We start from the raw sequence: 25,380 nt of genomic DNA, 5'->3' as shown, positions 1-25,380 counted from the left end.
ATTAATATACTTTACTGACAATTCGGGCTATACGGAATAGCATCTAAACGTTTTTGAAAAGCACTGGCATTCAGTATATTTTCATACATTTGTTGATATGTTTTTTTGTGATCTTCAATGTTGTGATAATCAATAATTTCTTGAAGTTTATCTCTATATTCGATATGGCCGGCATGGAACATTGCTGCATAATGTCCCCACAATACATATTGATATCGTACAGCTGCCTTTGGAATTAAATTTATTTCGTTTAAATAGCTATGGGCCGTTTTTTCATAACATTCTTTTATTTCATGAGCATCTTTTTTCATTTTTCTTAAGAAAATGCATTGCATCTCTTGTAGTTGTGAACTATCTGTTTTATTTAGAATTTTTTCGGTAACTATATATGCTCCTTTAAGGCAACCTAAGTGAATAAGTACCTTGCGTTTGGTTTTTAAAATATCTAAATTATTATCGCTAGAGGGAATTTTTTTTAATAAGTTTTTAAATTTTAAATGGACAGTATCTGGATCTTGTCCAGCTTTTAGTGTGTACACAATATCATTATATTCAAATATATAAGGGGTGGCTGATGTATGTTGTGTCTGATTACTCTCCATATTAAGTATTTTTGAAGGGCTATCATCAGTAGGGTTATTACAAGCACTTAAACCTAAGCTTGCTAAAGAAAATGCTAAAATTTTATGCACTACAGTTTATACCTTTATTCTCTTTTATGAGATTTATGAAGAATAATAAAATATAAAAGAAAATACTGTGTAGTTTTTTATTTCTCATGTTCTTGAGCAGTTCCATAGTCAATTTGAATTTGAAAATTGGTTTATATATTTTTGAATCAATAATATAAAGCCCATGGCTGCAGCACCATGACTCAACAAGATGAGTATTCAATCCGTTAGACATCCAAATTTTGATGTGTGGATAGCGATTCTGTGATTTATGCAATATTGATTAGTAAATCATATTAAGCAAATAAGAATAATTATTAACTTAAAGTTGATAACAATTATCATTCGTGTTAATTTTTGTGCCGAACTTTTACTACTGTGTAACAAGGAACAAGGTAGTGGAAGGCTAAAAATATGGTTCAGCACATTAGTTATTATGGAATTTTCTTATGTACAATCCGCCCTTTAGAAAAGCATTTAAAGTTCACCCTTTAGTACTTTCTATGGCTTTAACGGTACCTTCATTTGTTTATGCAGAACAACCAATCGAAACAGCCACTTTAGCAACGATAAAAGTACAAGCAGAACAAGAAAATCCGGCTGTTACTGAAGGCTCGGGCAGCTATACAGCAAAAAGTTCAAATACTTCTACAAAATTAAATTTATCTCTTCGTGAAACTCCTCAATCGGTCAAAGTTTTAACCCGTGAATATTTAGATGATCGAAAAATCGATTCCTTTCAAGATTTAATGAATAATATTACGGGTGTTTCAACCTCACGTACTGATGAGCGTCAAAGAGTTTATGCACGTGGTTTTGAGGTGGATTATTACTTAATTGATGGAATACCTAGTACTACAAACTTAGGCACTGGTGATTTAGATTTAGATATTTATGATCGTATCGAAGTAGTAAAGGGTGCCAATGGCCTAACCACAGGTGCTGGAAACCCAGCGATGGCGCTGAACATGATTCGGAAACATGCAAACTCAAAAGAACTCACTGGTAATGTCAGCACATCTTTAGGCTCATGGAATTCTTGGAGTAGCTCAGCGGATGTTTCCACACCGCTTAATGCAGATGGATCATTACGTGGTCGTATGTTTGTAAAGCATTCTGATGAAAAATCATTTATGGATTTTTATGAGAAAGAACGGAATGTGTTTTATGGTGCAGTTGATTATGACTTGAGTGACAAAACAAGCATGTCACTTGGTGCTACTTATCAAGAGTTACATCGTGATGGTATTCGCTGGGGTGGGACACCGGCTTTTTATACTGATGGGACTCGTACCAATTTTTCTAGAAGCTTAACAGTAAGTGCACCTTGGACTTATTGGGATGTAAATACAACGGCAGTATTTGCGAACTTAAAGCAGAATTTATTTAATGACGTTAATTTAAATATTGCTTATACCTTCCGTAAAGAAGATACAGCCTCCATGTTGCTATATACAGCTGGAAAAGTAGACAAGGCAACCAATACCAGTCCATTAGAAAATCCAAATGATAATCAGAAGAATAAACCTGATTATGTTTCTGTATATGGCGCAAAAGCTGCAAATGAAGAAAACAATATTGATGTTTTTATCAATGCTCCATTTACGCTTTTTGATCGTCCACAAGAAATCATTATTGGTGGATCTTGGAATAAGAATGAGAAAACAAAGGATATTTTTGGTGGATCTAACACAGACCAAGACATTGAAAAATATTTAGGTGGACCACTTAACTATAATGATATGGCTCAAGAGTTGCTTCAACCAGTAGTATTAAATGGTAAAAATGCACTAAATGAAACTACACAAACTGCCGCATATATTGCCGGAAAATTTCAAATTTTTTATCCTTTAAAAATTATTGCTGGGGCACGCTTATCAAATTGGAAATATAAATCTGAAAATGATAAAGGTAACCGTGAATTTAACAATGAATTAGCACCATATGTTGGAGCTATTTATGATTTTGCCCAAGATCATTCTATATATGCGAGTTATACAGAAATTTTCAAACCTCAAGAACGTAAAGATATAAATGATCAATATATAGATCCGATTACAGGTAAGAGTTATGAGGCTGGCTTAAAGAGCGAATGGTTTGGAGGGCGTTTAAATACAGCATTATCAGTATTCCGGATCGAGCAGTCTAATTTTGCTGAACTCATACCTGACAGATTCATTATTCGCAATGGTACACAAACTACAGAGCAGGCCTATCGAGCTGTAGATGGGGTTGAAAGTAAAGGTTTTGAGTTTGAAGCTGATGGCGAGATTAACGACAATTGGGGTATTAACTTTGGTATTGCTAATTTTGAAGCAAAAGATGCAAAAGGCACAAAGGTTAATACGACAAACTCTCGAACAACCTCGAATCTATTTGTTAAGTACAAACTTGATCAATGGAGTGCAGGACTTGGTTTAAATTATAAGAGTAAATACTATACAGGTAGTGGAAGCTCCCGTATTGAGCAGGATGCTTATGTTTTAGCAAGTGCAATGCTAGGCTATCAAGTAGATAAAAATATCAAACTTCAATTTAATATCGATAATATTTTTGATGAGAAGTATTATGAAGGTATTGGTGCTAACTCAATGAATTGGGGAACACCACGAAATGCAACGTTGAGTGTTCGTTATAATTTCTGATTTAGACTCTCATAAGCAGTCGATTTATAAGAGCCCTTTAATGAGGGCTTTTCTATATTTACTCAGCATAATTTCATCATAGTTAGACTGGTGTTTAGGTGCATAGATTGATTTATAAGCAATTGTACTTATAAATATTATTTCCCTTTCAAATTCCATTCATTTTTGACAAAATGAAACATGTCACAATGGTCAATTAAAGTAATATGCCCATTAATAATTTTGCTTAAATTTTTTCAGGAATTGCGCATGTTGTTTGTTAATTACTATACAATACAAACTCTTAACGAAAGTTTTTAATTAAAAATCTTAATGATATGTTAGAAGTATTTCGATCCACTTCAAGCAAACTGATATTGCTACTTGTTATTGTTTTAGTAGCTATACTGCAATATCAATTTTGGTTAGGTGAGGGTGGCTATATCCCTCATCAAGCTCTCATGCAACAAATTCAGCAACAAGCTGAGGTAAATGAAGAGCTTAAAGAACGGAACCGTATTTTGGCAGCAGAGGTTTTTGACCTGAAAAATGGTACAGAAGCAATAGAAGAACATGCTCGCCTTGATCTTGGTTTGGTTAAACCTCACGAGACATTTGTTCAAATGAGTACAATCAGTACCCATTACAAACCTATTTATATTGACCCGAACGCTAAAGTTGATTTGGAAACGAATGAGACACCTGCATCCCCAGATATCCCAGACTAAATTATGGGCAGTTATACCAGCTGCAGGATCAGGAAGTCGATTTTCTAAAACTGAATTGAAGCAGTATCAATATATTCAGGATAGGACTGTTTTAGAACACACTATTCGGCGTATAAGTCAACTTCCGTTAAATGGTTATGTTTTGGCTATTGGTACACAAGATACCTTTGCTCAGACTCTTGCATTTCAAAATATAGATAAGGCGCATTTTTGCACTGGTGGAGCTGAGCGAGTTCATTCAGTATTAAATGCATTAAATCATCTTTTAAATTTTGCCGATGAAAATGATTGGGTCCTTGTGCATGATGCAGCTCGACCTTGTGTAACAATTGATTGTTTAAATGCACTTGTGGCAAAGGCAATTGAATCAAATGATAGTGCTATTTTAGCAATTCCTGTTCGTGATACTTTAAAGCAAGTTAAGACAGGCGATCATATTGATAAAACAGTAAGCCGAGACTCATTATGGCAAGCCCAAACCCCTCAAATTACTAAAATCGGTAAACTCAAAAAAGCAATTGAACAGGCTTTAGAAAATAACGTCACTATTACAGATGAAGCAAGTGCACTTGAATATATGGGTGAAACTGTACGGGTCGTGATGGGACGTTCTGATAATATAAAAATTACCTATCCCGATGATTTAGAACTTGCGCGTTTGATTCTCCAATCTCAATCTTAATTCTATTATTTTTTAAATTGCTTGGATGATTAAATCGTCTAAGAAAATTTTCTACATATCTATTTATAACAACTCATATTCTTTTACATTTATAAGTTTTACGATTTATTCGGATTATACAACTATCTTAGATAATGTTCGATCATCGAACAAATTTCACTTATACCGAACAAAACCATAGTGCGATAACTAGATCAAATTATAAAAATTATCAAGAATGTTTAAAAGGGAAATCTAAGGGAAACACTCGGGATTGAGTGAAATATTTATCTATTCTTCTCGCCTCAGTGTGCCTAACTCTCTTACCTATCTCTTCTTCAATGAGCACAATGGAGTTGTCTAATGATTGACAAAAGTAAGTCCTCTCTAAGCGAGGTTCTATCGCAGATTAAAGATGGTGCCACCATCCTGATTGGTGGTTTTGGTACCGCAGGACAACCCGCTGAACTCATTGACGGACTGATTGAACTCGGTGTTAAAGGCCTGACTATTGTTAGCAATAATGCCGGTAATGGCGATTACGGTCTGGCTAAACTGCTTAAGGCTGGTTCAGTTAAAAAAGTCATCTGTTCTTTCCCACGTCAGTCAGACTCTTATGTGTTTGATGAACTGTACCGTGCTGGAAAGGTCGAGCTTGAAGTAGTACCACAAGGTAATCTGGCTTGCCGTATTCAGGCAGCAGGTATGGGACTTGGGGCTGTGTTTACCCCAACAGGCTTTGGAACACTTCTAGCTGAAGGTAAAGAAACACGCGAGATTGATGGCAAAGACTACGTACTCGAATATCCAATTAAAGCTGACTTTGCCTTGATTAAAGCCTACAAGGGCGACCGCTGGGGCAATCTGGTTTACCGTAAATCTGCTCGTAACTTTGGCCCAATTATGGCCATGGCTGCTGATGTCACGATTGTTCAAGTCTCTGAAGTGGTTGAGCTAGGTGGATTAGATCCAGAGCACATCATCACCCCAGGTATTTTTGTACAGCACGTTGTCCAAGTACAGCCCGCACAGTAAGCAATAAGGAGAAATAACATGAGCTACCAGAAACTCAGCCGTGACCAGATTGCAAAACGTGTGGCACAGGACATTCCAGATGGTGCCTATGTGAACTTGGGTATTGGCTTACCAACCAAGATTGCGAGCTATTTACCTAACGATAAAGATATTTTCCTTCATTCTGAAAATGGCTTATTGGCTTTTGGGCCACCACCAGCGGCAGGTGAAGAAGACCCTGAACTGATTAATGCAGGTAAAGAGTTTGTGACCATGCTTGAAGGCGGTAGCTTTTTTCACCATGGCGACTCATTTGCCATGATGCGTGGTGGTCATCTTGATATTGCGGTACTTGGAGCCTTTCAGGTTGCTGCTAATGGTGACTTGGCGAACTGGCACACGGGTGCACCGAATGCGATTCCTGCGGTGGGTGGTGCGATGGATTTGGCGGTTGGTGCTAAAAAAGTATTTATCACCACGGACCACGTGACCAAGCAAGGTGAGCCGAAGATTGTGGCTGAACTGAGCTACCCAGTTACGGGTAAACACTGTGTTGACCGTATTTACACCGACCTTTGTGTGATTGATGTGACCAAAGATGGTTTGAAAGTGATTGAGAAAGTAGAAGGTCTTAGCTTTGATGAGTTACAGGCTTTAACAGGTGCAACTTTGATTGATGCGACTCAAGGGTAAGGAAGTAGGGAAATGACTTTAAAAAACGCTTATATCATCGATGCCATCCGTACTCCATTCGGTCGTTACGCCGGTGGCCTTGCTCCTGTCCGTACCGATGACCTTGGCGCTGTGCCGATTAAGGCTCTCATGCAGCGTAACCCAACTGTAGATTGGGAACAGGTCGATGATGTGATCTATGGCTGTGCCAACCAAGCCGGTGAAGACAACCGCAATGTCGGCCGTATGTCAGCACTTCTAGCTGGTTTACCGTATCAGGTTCCAGCGACCACTATTAACCGTTTGTGTGGTTCATCACTCGATGCGATTGCCATTGCTGCCCGTGCCATTAAGGCAGGTGAAGCAAACTTGGTGATTGCAGGTGGTGTAGAAAGCATGAGCCGTGCACCTTATGTGATGGGTAAGTCAGACAGTGCTTTTGGCCGTAGCCAGAAGATTGAAGACACCACCATGGGCTGGCGTTTCATTAACCCAAAACTTAAAGAATTGTATGGTGTAGACACCATGCCCCAGACTGCCGAGAACGTAGCTGAAAAGTTCAACGTGAATCGTGCAGATCAGGACCAGTTTGCCTTGGCGAGCCAACAACGCACCGCAAGCGCGCAAGCCAAAGGCTTTTTTTCTAAAGAAATCGTGGCAGTTGAAATCCCTCAGCGTAAGGGAGATGCTGTTGTGATTGATACCGATGAACAACCACGTGCTTCAACCCTTGAAGGTTTAAGCAAGCTTAAACCAGTTGTAAAGGCTGATGGTACAGTTACTGCGGGGAATGCTTCGGGCATTAACGATGGTGCAGCAGCATTACTGATCGCATCTGATGATGCAGTTCAAACTTATAACCTAAAACCGCGTGCCAAGATCATTGCTTCAACAGCGGTGGGTGTAGAACCACGCATTATGGGTTTTGCTCCGGCACCTGCCATTAAAAAATTACTTAAACAAGCCAACCTGACTTTAGATCAGATGGATGTGATTGAGTTGAATGAAGCTTTTGCTGCACAAGCTTTGGCAGTGACCCGTGATTTAGGCTTGCCAGATGATTCTGACAAGGTCAATCCAAATGGTGGTGCAATTGCTTTGGGTCATCCGTTAGGTGCCTCAGGTGCACGCCTAGTGACCACAGCATTAAACCAGCTTGAACAAACAGGCGGTCGTTATGCCTTATGTTCAATGTGTATTGGTGTAGGCCAAGGTATTGCACTCATTATTGAGAGAGTCTAATCATGAGCCAGTTATATGCCAGCTTGTTTTATCAAAAAGACGTCACTGACATCTTTAGTGATTCAGCTTTAATCACATATATGATTCAGGTTGAAGTTGCGCTAGCTCAAGCACAGGCACAAGTTGGCGTGATTCCTCAAAATGCTGCTCATACAATTGCCCAAGTAGCTGAGCAGGCACTAGAAAAGTTTGATTTTCCAGCGTTGGCTGTAGCAACTGGCTTAGCTGGAAATATCGCAATTCCATTTGTAAAGCAACTTACAGCAATAGTTAAAGATGTTGATGAAGATGCTTCACGTTATGTGCATTGGGGCGCAACCAGTCAAGATATCTTAGACACAGCATGTATTTTGCAATGCCGTGATGCGTTGAACATTGTGGAAGCACAACTTCAACAGTGCTACACCACTGCATTACAACAAGCTAAGCAATATCGCCATCAGGTCATGATTGGGCGTACCTGGTTACAGCAAGCTTTGCCAATTACTTTAGGACATAAGCTTGCACGTTGGGCTTCTGCATTTAAACGTGATTTGGACCGTATACAAGCAATCAAACCACGTGTACTCACTGCTCAGTTAGGTGGTGCTGTGGGTTCATTAGCTTCTTTGCAAGATCAAGGTTCACTTGTGGTAAATGCATTTGCTAAGCAGTTGAATCTGACTGTACCCACAAGCACATGGCATGGTGAGCGTGACCGTATTGTAGAAATCGCAAGTGTGCTCGGCATGATTGTTGGGAATACAGGCAAGATGGCTCGTGATTGGTCACTCATGATGCAAACAGAAATTGCTGAATTGTTTGAGCCAACTGCAAAAGGTCGTGGTGGTTCATCGACCATGCCACACAAGCGTAATCCAGTGGCAGCAGCTTCAGTACTTGCAGCAGCAAATCGTGTGCCTGCACTTATGTCTAGCATCTATCAAAGTATGGTGCAGGAACATGAGCGTAGCTTAGGTGCGTGGCATGCAGAATGGCTGGCAATCCCTGAAATTTTTCAGCTTTGTGCTGGAGCTTTAAGTCGTACTGGTGAAGTTTTACAAGGTTTTGAAGTTAATGTTGAGCATATGCAACAGAACCTTGAATGTACCAGCGGACTAATCATGGCAGAAGCTGTGATGATGGCGCTTGCTCCAAAAATTGGACGTTTAAATGCTCATCATGTGGTTGAAGCTGCGTGTAAAACAGCCGTGGTTCAAAAGCAGCATTTATCTGAGGTTGTTAGTCAGTTAGATGAAGTAAAAGAACATTTTAGTCAAACAGAAATTTTGGAAATATTTAAAGCAGAAAACTATTTGGGCAACATTCAGGCTCAAATTGATGCTGTTCTGCAAGAAGCACAAGGAGGAGATATAAAGTGAAACAGCTTATAACCAATCGACAAGGTAAACAGCTCGCTGTATATACCGATGGATTAAAAGATGCTCCAGCGCTTGTGTTATCTAACTCGTTAGGAACAGATCATGGAATGTGGCAACCGCAAGTAGATAAGCTTAAAAGTCATTTTAATGTCATTACATACGACACACGTGGTCATGGCCAAAGTGATGTAATCGCTGAATCATCTTTACAAAATTTAGGTGAAGATGTTGCTGATATTTTAGATGCCTTAAATGTTGAAAAAGCTCATTTTTGTGGAATTTCAATGGGTGGAATTACAGGGCTTTGGTTAGGTATTCATTATCCAGAACGCTTTCATAGCATTACTGTTGCAAATTCAGCAGCCAAAATTGGGCAGGCTGATGCTTGGTTAAGCCGCGCTGAATCAGTAGAACAAAATGGACTAGCTGAATTGGTTAAGACCACGCACACACGTTGGTTTAGCGAAAAATTCGACTATCAACATAATGTGGTTGCACAAACGACGATTCAAAGTCTCGCAAACACACCAGCACAAGGTTATGCCAATGCATGTCGTGCTTTAGCACATGCTGATTTAAGAGATGAAATTGCACAAATCCAAATTCCAGTACTGCTGGTTGCAGGGACATATGATCCGGTGACTACAGTAGCAGACGCTGAGTTTATGCAGCGTGCTATCAACAATAGCCAACTTGCAAAATTGGAAGCATCTCATCTTTCTAATATTGAACAACCACAAAGATTTACTCAGGAATTGACTAGGTTTATTCAGCAAATCTAATAGCTTAGTGATTTAAAAGGAATTGGCCTTAAGGAGGCAAATATGGCGTCTCAGGATTACGCTGCACCAAACAAAAGTATCGATGCTCAAGCACTGATTAATGATGCTCCACTCAGTAAGTATCAATGGATGATCGCAATCATCTGTTTCTTAATTATTTTTACTGATGGGATCGATACTGCTGCAATGGGTTTTATCGCTCCAGCTTTGGCTCAGGACTGGGGCGTTGATCGTTCTCAGTTAGGCCCAGTAATGAGTGCTGCACTTGGTGGAATGATTATTGGAGCTTTGGTTTCTGGCCCGACAGCTGACCGTTTCGGTCGCAAAATTGTTTTGGCCGTTTCAATGCTGATTTTTGGTGGTTTTACCTTGGCATCTGCCTATGCAACAAATTTGGATAGCCTTGTTGTATTGCGCTTTTTGACAGGTATTGGGCTGGGTGCAGCTATGCCAAATGCCACAACATTATTCTCTGAATATTGTCCAACACGCATTCGTTCACTACTGGTGACATGCATGTTCTGTGGCTACAACTTAGGTATGGCAACCGGTGGCTTTATTAGTAGCTGGCTTATTCCGACTTACGGTTGGCACAGTCTATTTTTGCTGGGTGGCTGGTCACCTCTGATCTTAATGATTTTAGTGATTTTCGTTTTACCTGAGTCTTACCGTTTTTTAATTGTTAAAGGTAAAGATCCTGAAAAAGTACGCAAAATTTTAAATCATATTGCGCCAACTCAAGTTAAAGACGTTAGCACTTTTTATGTTCCAGAAGAAAAAACTGAAACAGCTCAAAAGAAAAATGTTTTTGGAATTATGTTTTCTAAACCATATGCGAAAGGAACACTTTTGCTTTGGTTGACCTATTTCATGGGATTGGTTGTTGTTTACTTGCTTACAAGCTGGTTACCAACGCTTATGCGTGAAACAGGTGCTTCAATGGAGCGTGCTGCATTTATTGGTGGGTTGTTCCAGTTCGGTGGTGTGGTAAGTGCATTATTCATTGGTTGGGCGATGGACAAATTCAACCCGAACCGAGTGATTGCTATTTTCTACTTCACTGCGGGTCTATTTGCGATTGCTGTGGGTCAAAGCTTAGGAAATTCAACTTTACTTGCTGTATTGGTGCTTTGTGCAGGTATCGCAATTAATGGTGCGCAATCCTCAATGCCAGCTTTAAGTGCACGTTTCTATCCAACCCAATGCCGTGCAACGGGTGTGTCTTGGATGACGGGTATTGGACGTTTCGGTGCAGTATTTGGTGCTTGGATTGGTGCAGTACTACTCGGTAATGATTGGTCGTTTACTGCCATTCTCAGTTTATTACTGATTCCAGCGACTGCTGCGGCTGTTGCTGTATTTGTTAAATCACTTGTTGCGCATACCGATGCAACTTAATGGAGGTCTATCACAATGAATGATGAAGAACGCTATAAACAAGGCATTGAAGTGCGGACTGAAGTTTTAGGTGAAAAGCACGTTGGTCGGTCTTTGCAGAACTTGAATGACTTTAACCAAGATTTTCAAAATTTTATTAGCCGTTACGCATGGGGTGAGGTGTGGTCTCGTCCAGGCTTACCACGTCACACACGTAGTTTAGTGACTATCGCAATTTTATTGGCGCTTGGTCGTGAAGATGAACTACGCATGCATTTACGTGCTTGCTTCAACAATGGTGTAACCAAAGAAGATTTAAAAGAGTTGATCTTACATAGCTCACTCTATGCAGGTTTACCTGCTGCAAACGCTGCAATGCATATGGCTGAAGAAGTTTTTAAAGAATTGGGAATAGAAGTAAGCCCAGTTGCAGCGAAAGAACAGGATTAAGGAGATAAAGATGTCACAACATAGCTGGGGTGCTTACGCCCAACGTAATACAGATGATCATCCACCAGCGTATACGCCAGGTTATAAAACAAGTGTATTACGTTCGCCAAAAAATGCGTTGATCTCTATTAACGAGACTTTAACTGAAGTCACTGCACCGCATTTTTCTTCAAATCTGTTTGGTCCAAAAGATAACGATTTGATTTTGAACTATGCCAAAGATGGTTTGCCAATTGGTGAGCGTGTCATTGTTCATGGCTATGTTCGTGATCAATTTGGTCGTCCTGTAAAAAATGCGCTTTTAGAAGTATGGCAAGCCAATGCTTCAGGTCGTTACCGTCATCCAAACGATAAATTTATTGGCGCCATGGACCCTAACTTCGGTGGTTGTGGCCGTACATTAACGGATGAAAACGGTTTTTATATTTTCCGTACCATTAAACCGGGTCCATATCCGTGGCGTAACCGTATTAATGAATGGCGTCCGGCACATATTCATTTCTCTTTAATTGCTGATGGTTGGGCTCAGCGCCTGATTTCACAGTTTTATTTTGAAGGTGATACTTTAATCGACTCTTGTCCGATTTTAAAAACCATTCCTTCTGAAGATCAACGTCGTGCACTAATTGCACTAGAAGATAAAAACAACTTTATCGAAGCTGATAGCCGTTGTTACCGTTTTGACATCACTTTACGTGGACGTCGAGCGACTTACTTCGAAAACGAATTGACTTAATCAGGAGCCTTAGCATGAATAACTGGAATTTTCAGGAATTAAAAGAAACAGCATCTCAAACGGGTGGTCCTTACGTTCACATTGGTTTGTTACCACAACAAGCAAATATCGAAGTTTTTGAAAACAACTTTAATAACCAGCTTGTACAAGACCAGACCCAAGGCCAGCGTATCCGTCTTGAAGGGCAAGTATTTGACGGGTTAGGTTTACCTCTACGCGATGTGCTTATCGAAATTTGGCAGGCCGATGCAAATGGTATTTACCCAAGTCAGGCTGATACACGTGAGCAAAAAGCTGACCCAGCTTTTCAAGGTTGGGGCCGTACTGGTGCAGACTTTGAAACAGGTATTTGGAGTTTCAATACCATTAAACCGGGCGCTACAGCAGGCCGTAAAGGTTCAACTCAGGCACCTCATATTGCTTTAGTGATTTTCGCTCGTGGTATTAATTTAGGTCTTAATACGCGTGTTTATTTTGAAGATGAAGCAGAAGCAAATGCCAATGACCCGATTTTAAATAGCATTGAATGGGCACCACGTCGTCAAACTCTTATTGCAAAGCGTTTTGAAGAAAATGGTGAAGTTGTTTACCGCTTTGATATTCGTATTCAAGGCGATGACGAAACCGTATTTTTTGATATTTAAGAAACACCCAAGGCTACACATGCTCGTCTATGGATGCGTGTAGCCTTTTTAAGGATGAATGATATGAACATGAAAACATTATTAAGCTTAAGTTTGCTTGCACTCCCATTTTTTACAGCTCAGGTGAATGCTGAACCTGTTGCTTTAGCCGCTCAAACACAACCTGCGAGTACAGCCGTTAAAACGATTGTTCCGATTACAGCAAAAACTAAAGAACAAGCTTTAGCGCAAGCTCAAGTTATTGCAAATACGGCAGATGCTGATTTGGCAGAGTTTCGTATTGATTTACTCAGTTTTGCTAGTGATACAAAACAAGTCATTGCGTTAGGTCACGAATTAAAAAAGATTTTAGGCAATAAGCCAATGATTGCCACAATTCGTACTAAAAACGAAGGTGGTCAACTTGAAATTAGTGATGTGGATTATGGTAAGACCTATCAGGCTTATTTAAAAAATCCGTTCATGGACTGGTTAGATGTTGAAATGTTCCGTGATCAAAAAGTAGTTTCAGAAATCGTTCAAAAAGCGCATCAAAAGAAAGTGTTGGTTGTGATGTCTAATCACGACTTCCAGAAAACACCAAGCCAAGATGAAATTGAAAAACGCTTGTTAAAACAAGATCAGATGGGCGCAGATGTTCTCAAAATTGCAGTGATGCCAAAATCTAAACAAGACGTTTTCACTCTAATGAACGCGACTTTAAAAGTAAGTCAGCAAACCACTAAACCTTTATTGACCATGTCAATGGGCCAACTAGGTACGATTTCTCGTGTTGCAACAGCCAATATGGGCGGAAGTTATAGCTTTGGCATGATTGGTGAAGCATCCGCACCGGGGCAAATTGATGTGACCAAGCTCAAACAGATTTTAAAAACCGTTCAACCAACAAACCCATAAATCATAAGGACATGATGAAATGAATACATTACGTTTAACTACTCTTGCATTAGGTTTGATGGTTTCAGGTGTAGCTGCTGCGCAAACTTATGTTGTTGACCGTTATCAGGACGACAGCAACAAAGGTTCTTTACGTTGGGCAATTGAGCAAGCCAATGCTAACTCAGCCGATGCGAGCGAAATCTTGATTCAGGCAGTGGGCAAAGCACCCTATGCAATCAAATTAAACAGCGCGCTTCCTGAGATTAAAGCACCGGTCAAAATCATTGGTACCCAGTGGGATAAAACTGGTGAATATATCGCTATCGATGGTTCAAACTATATTAAAGGCGAAGGTGCGAAAGCTTGCCCAGGCGCAAACCCTGAACAGTATGGGACCAATGTGCGTACGATGACTTTACCGGGCTTAGTACTACGCGATGTAAATAACGTCACGTTAAAAGGTCTAGATATTCATCGTTTCTGTATTGGTGTATTGGTTAACCGTTCAAGCAATAATCTCATTCAGCACAACCGTATTAGCAATAACTACGGTGGTGCTGGTGTCATGCTTACTGGTGATGATGGACAAGGTAACCCAACGGCAACCACGACCAATAACAACAAAGTTTTAGACAACATCTTCCAAGACAATGGCGATGGTTTAGAACTAACCCGTGGTGCAGCTTTTAACCTGATTGCAAATAACCATTTTGTTTCAACTAAAGCAAACCCAGAGCCATCACAAGGTATTGAAATTTTGTGGGGTAATGATAATGCCGTAGTCGGTAATAAATTCGAAAACTATTCGGATGGTTTACAGATTAACTGGGGTAAGCGTAATTATATTGCCTACAACGAAATGACCAATAACTCGATTGGTTTTAACATGACTGGCGATGGCAACATTCTCGATAGCAACAAAGTTCATGGTAACCGTATTGGTGTCGCGATTCGCTCTGAAAAAGATGCAACTGCAAAAATTACATTGACTAAAAACCTGATTTGGGACAATGGTAAAGATATTAAGCGCTGTGAAGCGGGTGGTTCATGTGTACCGAATCAGCGTTTAGGTGCAATTGTATTTGCTGTACCTGCACTTGAGCACGAAGGATTTGTAGGTTCTCGTGGTGGTGGTGTGGTTGTTGATCCATCTAAACAACAAAAAACATGTACTCAACCAAATCAACAAGGCTGTAATGCTCAACCTAATCAGGGTATTAAAGCTCCTAAATTAACTGCGAATAAAGGTTCAGTTGCAGTAGAAGTTAATGGTTTACCAAATCAACGTTACCAAGTTGAATTTTTTGGTAATCAAAATGCGGCATCAAAAGAAGCTGAGCAATATTTAGGGGCAATAACAGTTGCTACAGATGCACAAGGAATCGCAAAAGCGAATTGGAAGCCAACTGTAAAAGTTGCCTCAATTACAGCGAATATCACTGATCGTTTTGGTGCAACTTCTGAGCTTGGTTTTACAAGTGTTAAATAACAATAAGGAAAGCGCCTCAAACTGAGGCGCAGCATAGAAATATAGAAATGATAAAAGGGACTTAAAATGCCGAATTTAATGAAACTGAGTGTATTAACAATCGCTGTATTAGGTAGCCAATTTGCGCTTGCGAATGAGCCGTGGTCGCAAGATCGTCAATGGTTGCTTGGCGACTGGAATGGTGAGCGTCAGCAACTAGAGCAACAGGGTTATAAATTTACAGCTTCTATTATGAGCCAAGCTGCCACAAATTTAGATGGTGGTTACAACGACAGCAATACTTTTGAAAATGCTGCACAACTTTCTTTAGGTGCAAACTTCGATTTAGAAAAAATTGCTGGATGGAAAGATACAACAGCGAGCCTAGTCGTGACTAAACGTGACGGGAATGCACTCACTTTAGAGCGGATTAAAGACCCACGTTCTAGTCAATTAGGCAATGCTCAAGAGATTTATGGCCGCGGTAAAATCTGGCGTTTATCTCAAGCATGGGTCAAAAAAGGCTTCGCTGATAACACAGTACAGGTCAAAGTGGGCCGTATGGGTATGTCAGAGGACTTTAATAGTTCTCAATGTGAGTTTCAGAACTTATTGCTTTGCGGTGGGCAGTTAGGAAAATCAATCGGTTCAATTTGGTACAACTCACCAGTCGGTGTTTGGGCTACAAACGTTAAATATCAGTTTGCGCCTGAGTGGACATTGGGTGTCGGTGTTTATGAGGTAAATCCAGACAACATTAAAACCGAATCAAACAGTGATGGTTTTAATCTGGATATGAACAACGTGAAGGGTGCAACCATACCTGTTGAGCTTGCATGGAAACCAAAACTTGCTGCTTTTAATGGCTTACCGGGTGAATATAAAGTAGGGGCGTTGTACTCAACCGCAGAAGCGAATGACATTAAAACTGCGGGCAAAGTTCATGATGGAAAACAAAGTTTCTGGATTAATGCTCAGCAACAACTTACCCATAAAGGTGAAGACCCTAAACGTGGTTTATACGTAAGCTTGAACGGTGTTGTAAATGATAAAGCAACCACTTTTGTTCAAAGTACACAACAACTTGCACTTTGGTATAAAGGGCCGTTTGATAGTCGTCCAAATGATTCGATTGGTTTTGGTATTGCCAATTATGTGGTCAATGATCGTGCTAAAGATAAGCAGATCGCAACGAACGAAAGTCGTGGATACTATAGCTATGATGCGATTGCATCTGACTATATTCCAATTCAAGACGACGAACTAAATGTCGAGTTGAACTATACCTATCAATGGTCTCCGGCCGTTATGTTACGTCCAAACATTCAATATATCCATCAACCTGCCGGTGTAAAAGCGGTCGATGATGCTTGGGTGGCTGGTCTTAGCGTAAAAGTCAATTTTTAACAATGTTGATGGCTGGTTAGACATAGTTTAACTGGCCCAAATGCTTGAACTATTGTGTTCAGTATATGTGGAGTAGGATCTATGTCTGAGTCAGATTCTAAGTTTCATATCTTATTCAAAATATGGTGTTTTCTATTAGGCCTAGTTTTATTGGCTACTGGTGTTTTTTACATCGTAGGCGGTGGAAAGCTAGTGTCGTTAGGTGGATCTTGGTATTTCCTAGTCGCTGGGCTGTTTATTACCATTTCTGCATTTAGTATTTTTCGTAAAAAGGCGCTTGGTGTCTGGATTTTTGCGGCTGTTTTCGTTGGCACCGTAATTTGGTCGCTGATTGATGCAGGTTGGGAATTCTGGCCGTTATTCTCACGGTTAATGTTTCCTGCTGGTCTATTTGCTGCATTGTTATTTACCTTACCTTCAATTCGACGTTACCAATTCCAAAGCGGTTTGGCATCTTCATCCTATGCGGTAGGTGGATTAGTTGTTGTTGGTATGTTGATTGCGTTCTATCAAATGTTCCAACCACATCCAACAGTAGCAAGTTCAGGTGAAAAACTACCTTTAGTGCCAGTTGACCCTGCTAAAAAACAGGTGAATTGGGAAAACTATGGTAATGATGCTGGTGGTAGTCGTTTCGTTGCTCTCGATCAAATTAACCGAGATAACGTTCATAAACTAAAAGAAGCTTGGCGTTTTAGAACAGGTGATTTTACAACGGGTAGTGGTAATGGTGCTGAAGACCAAATGACCCCACTACAAGTTGGGAATAAAGTCTTTTTATGTACACCGCATAATAATATTTTTGCGATCGATGCTGATTCAGGCAAACAGCTCTGGAAAGCTGAAGTGAACTCTAAAGCGGATGCTTGGGAGCGCTGCCGTGGTGTTGCATACTTTGATTCGACTAAGCCACTTGTACAACCAACTTCGGCTGGTGCGAATGCAGTAACCACAGTTGCAACCAATACGGCATGTCCACGCCGTTTATATACCAATACACCTGATGGTCGTTTAATTGCAGTCAATGCAGATAACGGTCAGCGCTGTGCTGATTTTGGTGTAAATGGAACGGTTGATCTGTTAGAAGGTCTAGGAGCTGGAACTAAAGCTCCACGTTTTGAAGTGACTTCTGCACCGACTATTGCGGGTACAACCATTGTAGTGGGTAGCCGTATTGCCGATAACGTTGCTGCAGATATGCCGGGTGGTGTTATCCGTGGTTATGACGTGATTACCGGTAAACTTCGCTGGGCATTTGACGCACGTAACCCAGATCCTAACTATGTTCTTAAACCAGGTGAAACTTATAAACGTAGTTCGGCAAACTCATGGGCTGCAATGTCTTATGATCCGCAAATGAATACGGTGTTCTTACCTATGGGTAGTTCATCTGTCGACATTTGGGGTGGTAACCGTAACCCATTAGATCATAAGTACAACACTTCTGTTTTGGCACTTGATGCAACAACAGGTAAAGAAAAATGGGTATATCAAACTGTTCATAATGATTTATGGGACTTCGATTTACCAATGCAACCAAGTCTAGTTGATTTCCCATTGAAAGATGGTACGACTAAACCTGCTGTTGTGATTGGAACCAAATCAGGTCAATTCTTTGTGCTTGACCGTGTAACAGGTAAACCACTGACTAAAGTGATTGAACAGCCAGTTAAGCCTGCCAATATCCCGGGTGAGCAATACAGTGCAACTCAACCACGTTCAGTTGAAATGCCTCAAATTGGTAATCAGACTTTAACCGAATCAGATATGTGGGGTGCAACGCCGTTTGACCAACTCATGTGTCGTATTAACTTTAAGTCAATGCGTTACGAAGGTTTATTTACTGCACCAGGCACTGATGTTTCACTAAGCTTCCCAGGTTCTTTGGGTGGCATGAACTGGGGTAGCATCGCATTTGATCCGACACATCGCTATATGTTCGTCAACGATATGCGTCTTGGGTTATGGATTCAGTTAATGGAACAGACCCCTGAAGATATTAAGATTCAGGCGAGTGGTGGAGAGAAAGTAAATACGGGTATGGGCGCTGTGCCAATGAAAGGTACACCATATAAAGTGAATAAAAACCGCTTTATGTCGGCTCTTAGCATTCCGTGTCAAAAACCTCCATTTGGTACCATGACTGCGATTGACTTAAAAACACGTCAAGTTGCATGGCAAGTACCGCTAGGCACGGTTGAAGATACAGGGCCTATGGGTATCAAAATGGGCTTAAAAGCACCAATTGGTATGCCAACTATTGGTGGACCAATGGCAACACAAGGTGGATTGGTCTTCTTTGCTGCAACGCAAGATTACTACTTACGTGCTTTTGATTCATCTACAGGTAAAGAACTGTGGAAATCACGTATGCCAGTAGGTAGCCAAGGAACCCCAATAAGCTATGTTTCACCGAAAACAGGGAAACAATATGTGGTTGTTACGGCAGGCGGTGCTCGTCAGTCTCCTGATCATGGTGATTATGTAGTCGCTTATAGCTTAGAACAGTAATTAAATAAGGCAAAAGAGTGCATTTCTCTTTTGCCTTTAACTTTAATATATTTTTTGTATTAAAGCTTGAGAGTAAGTTCTATTGTTTTATATAGATAGGTTTACCAACTAGTAAAAAAGTGCTTTAACTTATTGCAAAACCTAAAATATTCCTAAGATTGATAACGCTTGAACACTAGATGTAGTCGAACTGTTAGATATTTTTTCACAATGTTTTACCTATAAATAAATCTTATTTGTTTATTAAGTTTTGTTTAACTTAAAGTTGTGAATTTTAATTAGAAATAAACATTATTAACTTTTTAGTCTTGAAAAGTAGGAACTTTTTGCTGAAAAAACAATCGTAAATATATATTTATATTATATTTATATAATTTATAGCATTACGTTAGAATGGTCGTCGCAGGTTATTACTACCCAGTAATAATTTGTATTTCAGGAATTTAAGCTTTTATTGGCTTAAGGCTCATCGCAAGATGGGCCTTTTTTTATGCGATTTTGATCATAATATTTTATTATTATAAAAATAGCCTAAGCAGTGGTGTGTATTAATTAATGAAAACAATCACAAAAAATAGTCTTTAATGACAAGAAGTGTGTGATTTGATAAATTAAAGACACTTGATAATAATAGGTGATACGATGAGATTTTTGGTTCTTGCAACTTTATCTGGTTTAGCTTTGATGGGTTGTGCATCTGTTCAACAAGCACCGAATACACAAGAAACTATTCGTTATGCTTCTAGTCCATGCTTTGGCGCATGCCCAATTTATTCTGTAGAAGTAGCACCTACGGGTTTAATTCGTTTTGAAGGCAAGCAATATACTAAAGCTATAGGTGTTAAAGAAATTCAAGGCAGTGTAAAAGACTATCAAAAACTTGCAGATGATTTAAAAACTTATCGCCCAGAAACAGGCACACAAGCGAAAACTGGTGGATGCCAGCAAACTGCAACTGATATGTCTAGCTATTACATTTCATGGATTCAACCAAATGGCACGGAAACAAAATTAAGCCATTACACAGGTTGTATCTCTCCTGCGAATAATAGACTGAATAAAGTCATGGAAAAGCTGCCTGAACAATTAGGCATTAAAGATCTAATTTAATGATGAAAGCCCCAAAATATTGGGGCTTTTTCTTGTTAAGAAGAATTATATACTTGAGAGTTTTGTTTTAAGTATTTCTAAAAGAATCAGCGTATAATACAGATTATAAAAACATATATTATTAAGAGTGGTTATATGTCAAATATTGTCTATGCCTTTTTGGGTGGTTTGTTACTCGGCATCGCAACAGTTGGATATTTATATATAAATGGTCGTATAGCTGGAATTAGTGGATTGCTTGCTCAAATCATAAATCCCACTAAAGACACCTTTAAAAGTTCTGCATTTTGGTTTATTGCGGGATTGGTGATTACACCTTTCATATATGGCTATTTTTATCAGCCTGAAATTGAAATCAAAGCCAACACATATGCACTTATTTTAGCAGGTCTAATTGTGGGCTTTGGAACACGACTAGGATCTGGTTGTACAAGTGGCCATGGTATTTGTGGCATGAGCAGGTTATCAAAACGCTCGATGATAGCGACAGCAGTTTTTATGTTTGCTGGTATGTTAACTGTTTATATCATTCGTCATGTGTTGGGGTAATCCTATGAAAAATATCTTTGCTTTTATATTTGGTAGCTTGTTTTCATTGGGTTTAATGATCTCTGGCATGTCTAATCCTGAAAAAGTTTTAAGTTTTCTAGATATATTTGGACAGTGGGATATCAGCTTAATGTTTGTAATGTTAGGTGCTATTGCTGTAGCATTTATTCCGTTTCAAAAGGCTATAAAAAGTCCAAAAACACTTTTTAATGAACAAATTCAATTACCAATGAATACACAGATTGACCAAAGGCTAATTGTTGGTGCTTTTATTTTCGGTATAGGCTGGGGAATAGCAGGCATATGTCCAGCGCCCGCTTTAACGCTTATTGGGTTAGGACATTTTGAAGCGCTTTATTTTATTGTCGCAATGTTATTAGGAATGTTTATTTACCGAGTTTTAAATAAAGGAAATTAAACCTATGCAACAACCTTTAGTAAAAGATTTTTTTGATGAAAATACTAATACTTTTAGCTATGTTGTTGCGGATTTGGTTACGCATCAATGCGCTATTATTGACAGTGTACTTGACTACGACGCAGCTTCAGCAACTACAAAAACAACCAATGCTAATCTGATAGTCGATTATATCTTGGCTCAAAACTTTAAAGTGCAATGGATTTTAGAAACTCACGTCCACGCCGACCATATGACTGCTGCTCAATATTTAAAATCTAAATTGGGTGGCACAATTGCCATTAGTCAAAAAATCTCAGTAGTACAAGAAACTTTTTCTGCTATTTATAATTTTGATTTTAAAAAATTTAATGAAAATCAGCCTTTTGATTATTTATTTGAAGACCATGAGCATTTTAAAATAGGGGATATAGCCGCCTATAACATTCCTACGCCAGGGCATACACCTGCTTGCTTAAGCTATGTAATTGCTGATGCTGTTTTTGTGGGTGATACTTTATTTATGCCCGATTATGGTTCGGCCAGATGTGACTTTCCTAAAGGGAGTGCTGCTGAGCTCTATGACTCGGTACAAAAGCTTTATACACTTCCTGATAACATGCGTGTGTTCTTGTGCCATGACTATAAGCCAGAAGGTCGTGATGAATATATATGCCAGACAGACATTAAAACTCAAAAACAAAGCAATATTCATTTAAACCGACAAGTTTCTAAAGAGTCATTCATAAAAATGCGTCAAGAAAGAGATGCAACTTTAGCAATGCCAAAATTAATTCTCCCTTCAATTCAAATTAATATGAACGGTGGAAATTTTCCGGAACCTGAAGCGAATGGTATCCGTTATTTAAAAATTCCATTTAATTACTTTTAGAAATAGCCTAAGCAAATTCATCCGATCATTACCACTTAACAAAATAGCCTAAGCAAATAATAAAATTTATCCCATAAAAATAGCCTAAGTAAGACTTAAAGAACTTGTCTCAAATCCCGCGAAGTCTCTTGCAATAAAGGCAAAATGTGTTGAATTAAATATTCTTCAGTTGTTTTCATGGTTGGAGAAACAATGTTTAAAGCTGCAACGACTTTAAAGTCTTGCCCATAAATAGGTACGGCGAGTGCATGAACACCTAATTCATGTTCTTCACGTGAATAACACCAATCTTGTTCTCGAATCTCTTGTAGTAACTCTAAAAATTTATCGTTTTCAATATGCGTATATTTGGTTAAACGCTGTAGTGGGTATTTTTGAAGCCAGTCCAATTGTTCTTCTTGGCTTAAATGTGCCAGTAAAATTTTACCAGCTGAGGTCGCATGAGCAGGTAAGCGGTTACCCAAGTGTAGGCCGTATGGATTTACGCGGTCGGTTTGTTGGTGTGCGGCACTACGTGCAATGGTAATGGCTTCATAACCGTCAAGTACCATCACTGAATAAATAAGAGAGGTTTGGTTAGTTAATAGGTTTAATAAAGGCTGCGATACTTTGGGAAGTTGAGCAGCACCTAAATAAGCTCCTGAAAATTTCAGGACTTTGGGGGTTAAATAGTAATAGTGGCCATCTGACTCAAGGTAACCTAGATATTCTAAGGTTAATAAATGGCGTCTTGCTGCCGCTCGGGTAAGCCCGGTTTTTTCAGCAGCCATAGAAATGTTTAGGCGATGTTGATTGCTACTAAAGCTATCTAAAATTGCCATGCCTTTACCAATGCCAGCAATGTAATCTTCATGACGAATAGTTTTCTTGTTGTCCTGATTCTGGATTATTCGTTCATCTTTACTCATGACTGGTCCTTGTACGATGTAGACGTTAGTAGATCAATTTGCTTTACTGAAAAAGTTTAATAATTTCATGTCGCAAAAATTGATGCCTTAAATTATCCCTTAAATCTTCATGCCAAAACATCCCCATTTTGATATTGGTTATCTCAAATGGGAGTGAATGCAAACGAATTTCTGAACTATAGGATAAATGCTGCAAAATCATTCGGGGCATAGTCAATATTGCATTAGCTTGAGCTCCCAAAACTTGTAACGCCGTTGAATAGTTTTGACAGCGCATAAATACATTTCTTGAAATTTTTTGATGTTGGTTTAAATAAATATCTTCAAGTAAAGCACCCGTACGGCGTGACGAAACACCGATGTGTCGACCATTGATATAATTAGATAAATCGACTTCTTTAAGTTGACTGCAAATGACAAACTCATCTGTTACCAGATGGTCAAAGGTAATTTTTGGAGATAAGTGTTGTTCCAAATCAATCACGAAATCGAGCTGCTGCGTCGCCAAGTCCGTCATAATATGTTTTCGATCTAGCTTCATACTTACAAACTGCAAATCTAAATTAAGATTTTGAAAATGTTGAGCAAGTCTTGGAAGAATAATAGGCTCAATTTCATCGTGCACGGCGATTTTTAAGTTTTTTAAACTGGTTGGGTCAAAGACATGTTTCTGCTGGCTAATATTTTGAATGGTTAAAAGCGCTTGCTTCACAGTGGGGTAAATCTGTTCTGCAAAGGGCGTTGCAGACATTTTATTACCTACACGTATAAATACATCATCTTCAAGTTGTTGACGTAACCTTTGCAAGGCATGGCTTGCTGCCGATTGCGTAATATTAAGGCTGCTTGCAGCATTGGAAATACTTTTTTGCTCATAAATCGCGATAAAAAGCGGATATAAGTTGATATCTATTCGATGGAAAAAGCTTAAGTCGAGCCCATATAAGTTATGAATATTATTCATGATGAGTTATTTAATAAAATCATTTCATTCATATTAAGTTTCAAGTTATGTTGATGTAAAGGCAAGATAATGATGTAAAGGAAAAAAATAATGTTTGAACTCTCAAAAATAGCTCAAGATTTTGTCGAGCGGACAAGAAAATTTATTCAAGAAGAAATAGAACCTGTTGAAGCCCAATTTTGGGAAGAAGTTCATGAGCTAAATCCGGATGGAAACTGGAAAAAATGGCAGTGGCCCGAACTTCTAGAAACACTGAAATCTAAAGCAAAGCAAGCTGGCCTTTGGAATATGTTTTTACCAGATGACAAACTCGGTGCAGGGTTATCAGTTCAAGAATATGCACACATAGCCGAATTGACTGGTCGTAGTTTATTGGCACCCACCGTTTTTAACTGTAACGCACCTGACACAGGGAATATGGAATTGTTATGGCGCTATGGCAGTGAACAGCAAAAACAACAATGGTTACAGCCTTTACTGGACGGAAAAATTCGCTCTGTTTTTTGTATGACTGAACCAGACGTTGCTTCAAGTGATGCAACCAATATGCAAGCTACTGCGCTCATCGACGGAAATGAAATCGTTTTAAATGGCAAAAAGTGGTGGTCGTCTGGTTTAGGTGACCCAAATGCCAAAGTCATTATTTTTATGGCTCATACCCCAGATGAAAGCAAAGACCGTCATCATCAACACTCCATGGTTTTAGTGCCTATTGATACGGCGGGAGTTGAAATTCAGCGTATGTTACCAGTGTTTGGAGACTACGATGCACCGCATGGACATGGTGAAGTCCATTTTAATAATGTTCGAGTGCCTCTTGATAACTTTATTGGTGGAGCGGGTCAAGGTTTTGAAATTGCTCAAGGCCGTTTAGGACCAGGACGTATTCACCATTGCATGCGCTGTATTGGTGCTGCTGAAAAAGCTTTAGAACTGATGATTGACCGTGGTATGTCTAGAACGGCGTTTGGCAAAGAAATTTTAAAACTCGGTGGGAACCTCGAACGGGTAGCTGATGCGCGAGTAGCGATAGACCAAGCTCGGCTTTTAACCTTGTATGCAGCCTATAAAATGGATACTTTAGGGAATATGGCCGCTTTAACAGAAATATCTGCAATTAAAGTGGTCGCTCCAAGTGTTTTAGAAAAAGTAGTCGACATGGCGATTCAGCTACATGGTGGAGCGGGCGTTTCAAGAGATACACCATTAACAGGTTTCTTTGCTCAAGCGCGTAGTTTACGTTTAGCTGATGGTCCAGATGAAGTACATAAAGGCATGATTGCCAAATTAGAGTTAGCCAAACGTGGTTACGGTCGTCATAAGAAAGTATAAG

Annotated in this window: 24 protein-coding genes; 21 read left to right on the top strand and 3 right to left on the bottom strand. The window is 39.4% G+C overall.

Going from position 1 to position 25,380, the window contains the following annotated elements:
* Positions 1–11: 11 nt before the first annotated feature.
* Positions 12–692 carry a hypothetical protein gene (locus tag ACLBWE_RS11035; protein ID WP_447602870.1) on the bottom strand — a complete coding sequence of 227 codons (681 nt, stop codon included), beginning with the start codon at positions 690–692 and terminating at the stop codon, positions 12–14.
* A gap of 428 nt (positions 693–1,120) precedes the next feature.
* On the opposite strand from ACLBWE_RS11035, the gene ACLBWE_RS11030 reads away from it, so the two are divergent.
* From ACLBWE_RS11030 to ACLBWE_RS10935, 20 genes are all read left to right on the top strand, one after another.
* Entirely contained in the window at positions 1,121–3,316 is a 2,196-nt protein-coding gene (locus ACLBWE_RS11030; RefSeq protein WP_447602868.1) for a TonB-dependent siderophore receptor, read from the top strand.
* A 317-nt stretch (positions 3,317–3,633) separates the two neighbouring features.
* Positions 3,634–4,023, top strand: coding sequence for a cell division protein FtsB (gene ftsB, locus ACLBWE_RS11025; RefSeq protein ID WP_004643028.1), 390 nt, complete (start codon positions 3,634–3,636; stop codon positions 4,021–4,023).
* Positions 3,989–4,705: a 2-C-methyl-D-erythritol 4-phosphate cytidylyltransferase gene (ispD, locus tag ACLBWE_RS11020; RefSeq protein ID WP_447602866.1), complete on the top strand. Its 717-nt coding sequence runs from the start codon at positions 3,989–3,991 to the stop codon at positions 4,703–4,705. Before ftsB ends, ispD begins: the two co-directional genes overlap by 35 nt.
* 342 nt (positions 4,706–5,047) lie before the next feature.
* On the top strand, positions 5,048–5,719 hold the full coding sequence (locus ACLBWE_RS11015; protein ID WP_003652034.1) for a 3-oxoacid CoA-transferase subunit A: 672 nt from the start codon (positions 5,048–5,050) through the stop codon (positions 5,717–5,719).
* An 18-nt stretch (positions 5,720–5,737) separates the two neighbouring features.
* Positions 5,738–6,391, top strand: a complete 654-nt coding sequence (locus ACLBWE_RS11010) for a 3-oxoacid CoA-transferase subunit B (protein WP_045431262.1) — start codon at positions 5,738–5,740, stop codon at positions 6,389–6,391.
* A gap of 12 nt (positions 6,392–6,403) precedes the next feature.
* The gene (gene pcaF, locus ACLBWE_RS11005) at positions 6,404–7,612 is read left to right on the top strand and encodes a 3-oxoadipyl-CoA thiolase (protein ID WP_447602863.1); all 1,209 of its coding nucleotides are present in this window, start codon (positions 6,404–6,406) and stop codon (positions 7,610–7,612) included.
* 2 nt (positions 7,613–7,614) lie between these two features.
* Positions 7,615–8,973, top strand: coding sequence for a 3-carboxy-cis,cis-muconate cycloisomerase (gene pcaB, locus ACLBWE_RS11000; protein ID WP_447602861.1), 1,359 nt, complete (start codon positions 7,615–7,617; stop codon positions 8,971–8,973).
* Entirely contained in the window at positions 8,970–9,755 is a 786-nt protein-coding gene (pcaD, locus tag ACLBWE_RS10995) for a 3-oxoadipate enol-lactonase (protein ID WP_447602859.1), read from the top strand. The genes pcaB and pcaD overlap by 4 nt, the downstream gene beginning before the upstream one ends.
* Positions 9,756–9,797: 42 nt before the next feature.
* Positions 9,798–11,153: an aromatic acid/H+ symport family MFS transporter gene (locus ACLBWE_RS10990; RefSeq protein ID WP_447602857.1), complete on the top strand. Its 1,356-nt coding sequence runs from the start codon at positions 9,798–9,800 to the stop codon at positions 11,151–11,153.
* 15 nt (positions 11,154–11,168) lie between these two features.
* A complete protein-coding gene (gene pcaC, locus ACLBWE_RS10985; protein WP_005040148.1) occupies positions 11,169–11,582 on the top strand; it encodes a 4-carboxymuconolactone decarboxylase in 414 nt (137 codons plus the stop codon).
* Between the two features lie 10 nt (positions 11,583–11,592).
* Complete coding sequence (pcaH, locus tag ACLBWE_RS10980; RefSeq protein WP_003652026.1) at positions 11,593–12,318, top strand: protocatechuate 3,4-dioxygenase subunit beta; 726 nt, start codon at positions 11,593–11,595, stop codon at positions 12,316–12,318.
* 14 nt (positions 12,319–12,332) lie between these two features.
* Complete coding sequence (gene pcaG, locus ACLBWE_RS10975; RefSeq protein WP_003652024.1) at positions 12,333–12,962, top strand: protocatechuate 3,4-dioxygenase subunit alpha; 630 nt, start codon at positions 12,333–12,335, stop codon at positions 12,960–12,962.
* Positions 12,963–13,031: 69 nt separating this feature from the next.
* Complete coding sequence (gene aroD / locus ACLBWE_RS10970) at positions 13,032–13,859, top strand: type I 3-dehydroquinate dehydratase (protein WP_231765292.1); 828 nt, start codon at positions 13,032–13,034, stop codon at positions 13,857–13,859.
* A 19-nt stretch (positions 13,860–13,878) separates the two neighbouring features.
* The gene (locus tag ACLBWE_RS10965; RefSeq protein WP_447602854.1) at positions 13,879–15,330 is read left to right on the top strand and encodes a NosD domain-containing protein; all 1,452 of its coding nucleotides are present in this window, start codon (positions 13,879–13,881) and stop codon (positions 15,328–15,330) included.
* Between the two features lie 66 nt (positions 15,331–15,396).
* Positions 15,397–16,716, top strand: a complete 1,320-nt coding sequence (locus ACLBWE_RS10960) for a carbohydrate porin (RefSeq protein WP_045431279.1) — start codon at positions 15,397–15,399, stop codon at positions 16,714–16,716.
* Positions 16,717–16,797: 81 nt separating this feature from the next.
* Positions 16,798–19,227 (top strand): glucose/quinate/shikimate family membrane-bound PQQ-dependent dehydrogenase, encoded by a 2,430-nt coding sequence (locus tag ACLBWE_RS10955; RefSeq protein WP_447602851.1) that lies wholly within the window; start codon positions 16,798–16,800, stop codon positions 19,225–19,227.
* Positions 19,228–19,878: 651 nt separating this feature from the next.
* Entirely contained in the window at positions 19,879–20,337 is a 459-nt protein-coding gene (locus tag ACLBWE_RS10950) for a DUF6438 domain-containing protein (protein WP_016802115.1), read from the top strand.
* Positions 20,338–20,472: 135 nt separating this feature from the next.
* Entirely contained in the window at positions 20,473–20,886 is a 414-nt protein-coding gene (locus ACLBWE_RS10945) for a YeeE/YedE family protein (protein ID WP_045125584.1), read from the top strand.
* A 4-nt stretch (positions 20,887–20,890) separates the two neighbouring features.
* Positions 20,891–21,304 carry a DUF6691 family protein gene (locus ACLBWE_RS10940; RefSeq protein WP_270904125.1) on the top strand — a complete coding sequence of 138 codons (414 nt, stop codon included), beginning with the start codon at positions 20,891–20,893 and terminating at the stop codon, positions 21,302–21,304.
* A 4-nt stretch (positions 21,305–21,308) separates the two neighbouring features.
* Complete coding sequence (locus tag ACLBWE_RS10935) at positions 21,309–22,175, top strand: MBL fold metallo-hydrolase (protein WP_348951395.1); 867 nt, start codon at positions 21,309–21,311, stop codon at positions 22,173–22,175.
* 95 nt (positions 22,176–22,270) lie between these two features.
* Here the strand turns inward: ACLBWE_RS10935 and pcaU are convergent, their stop codons facing one another.
* Both pcaU and ACLBWE_RS10925 read right to left on the bottom strand, forming a co-directional pair.
* A complete protein-coding gene (gene pcaU, locus ACLBWE_RS10930) occupies positions 22,271–23,083 on the bottom strand; it encodes an IclR family transcriptional regulator PcaU (RefSeq protein WP_003652006.1) in 813 nt (270 codons plus the stop codon).
* Positions 23,084–23,126: 43 nt separating this feature from the next.
* Positions 23,127–24,047: a LysR family transcriptional regulator gene (locus tag ACLBWE_RS10925; RefSeq protein ID WP_447602848.1), complete on the bottom strand. Its 921-nt coding sequence runs from the start codon at positions 24,045–24,047 to the stop codon at positions 23,127–23,129.
* Positions 24,048–24,137: 90 nt separating this feature from the next.
* Between ACLBWE_RS10925 and ACLBWE_RS10920 the strand changes: the two genes are divergently transcribed.
* Positions 24,138–25,379: an acyl-CoA dehydrogenase family protein gene (locus ACLBWE_RS10920; RefSeq protein ID WP_447602846.1), complete on the top strand. Its 1,242-nt coding sequence runs from the start codon at positions 24,138–24,140 to the stop codon at positions 25,377–25,379.
* Position 25,380: the final 1 nt, after the last annotated feature.

It is taken from the genome of Acinetobacter sp. M5A5_2a (assembly GCF_053345265.1).
The sequence above is the reverse complement of the archived record's forward strand: the minus strand, read 5'-3'. Positions and strand labels throughout refer to the sequence as shown.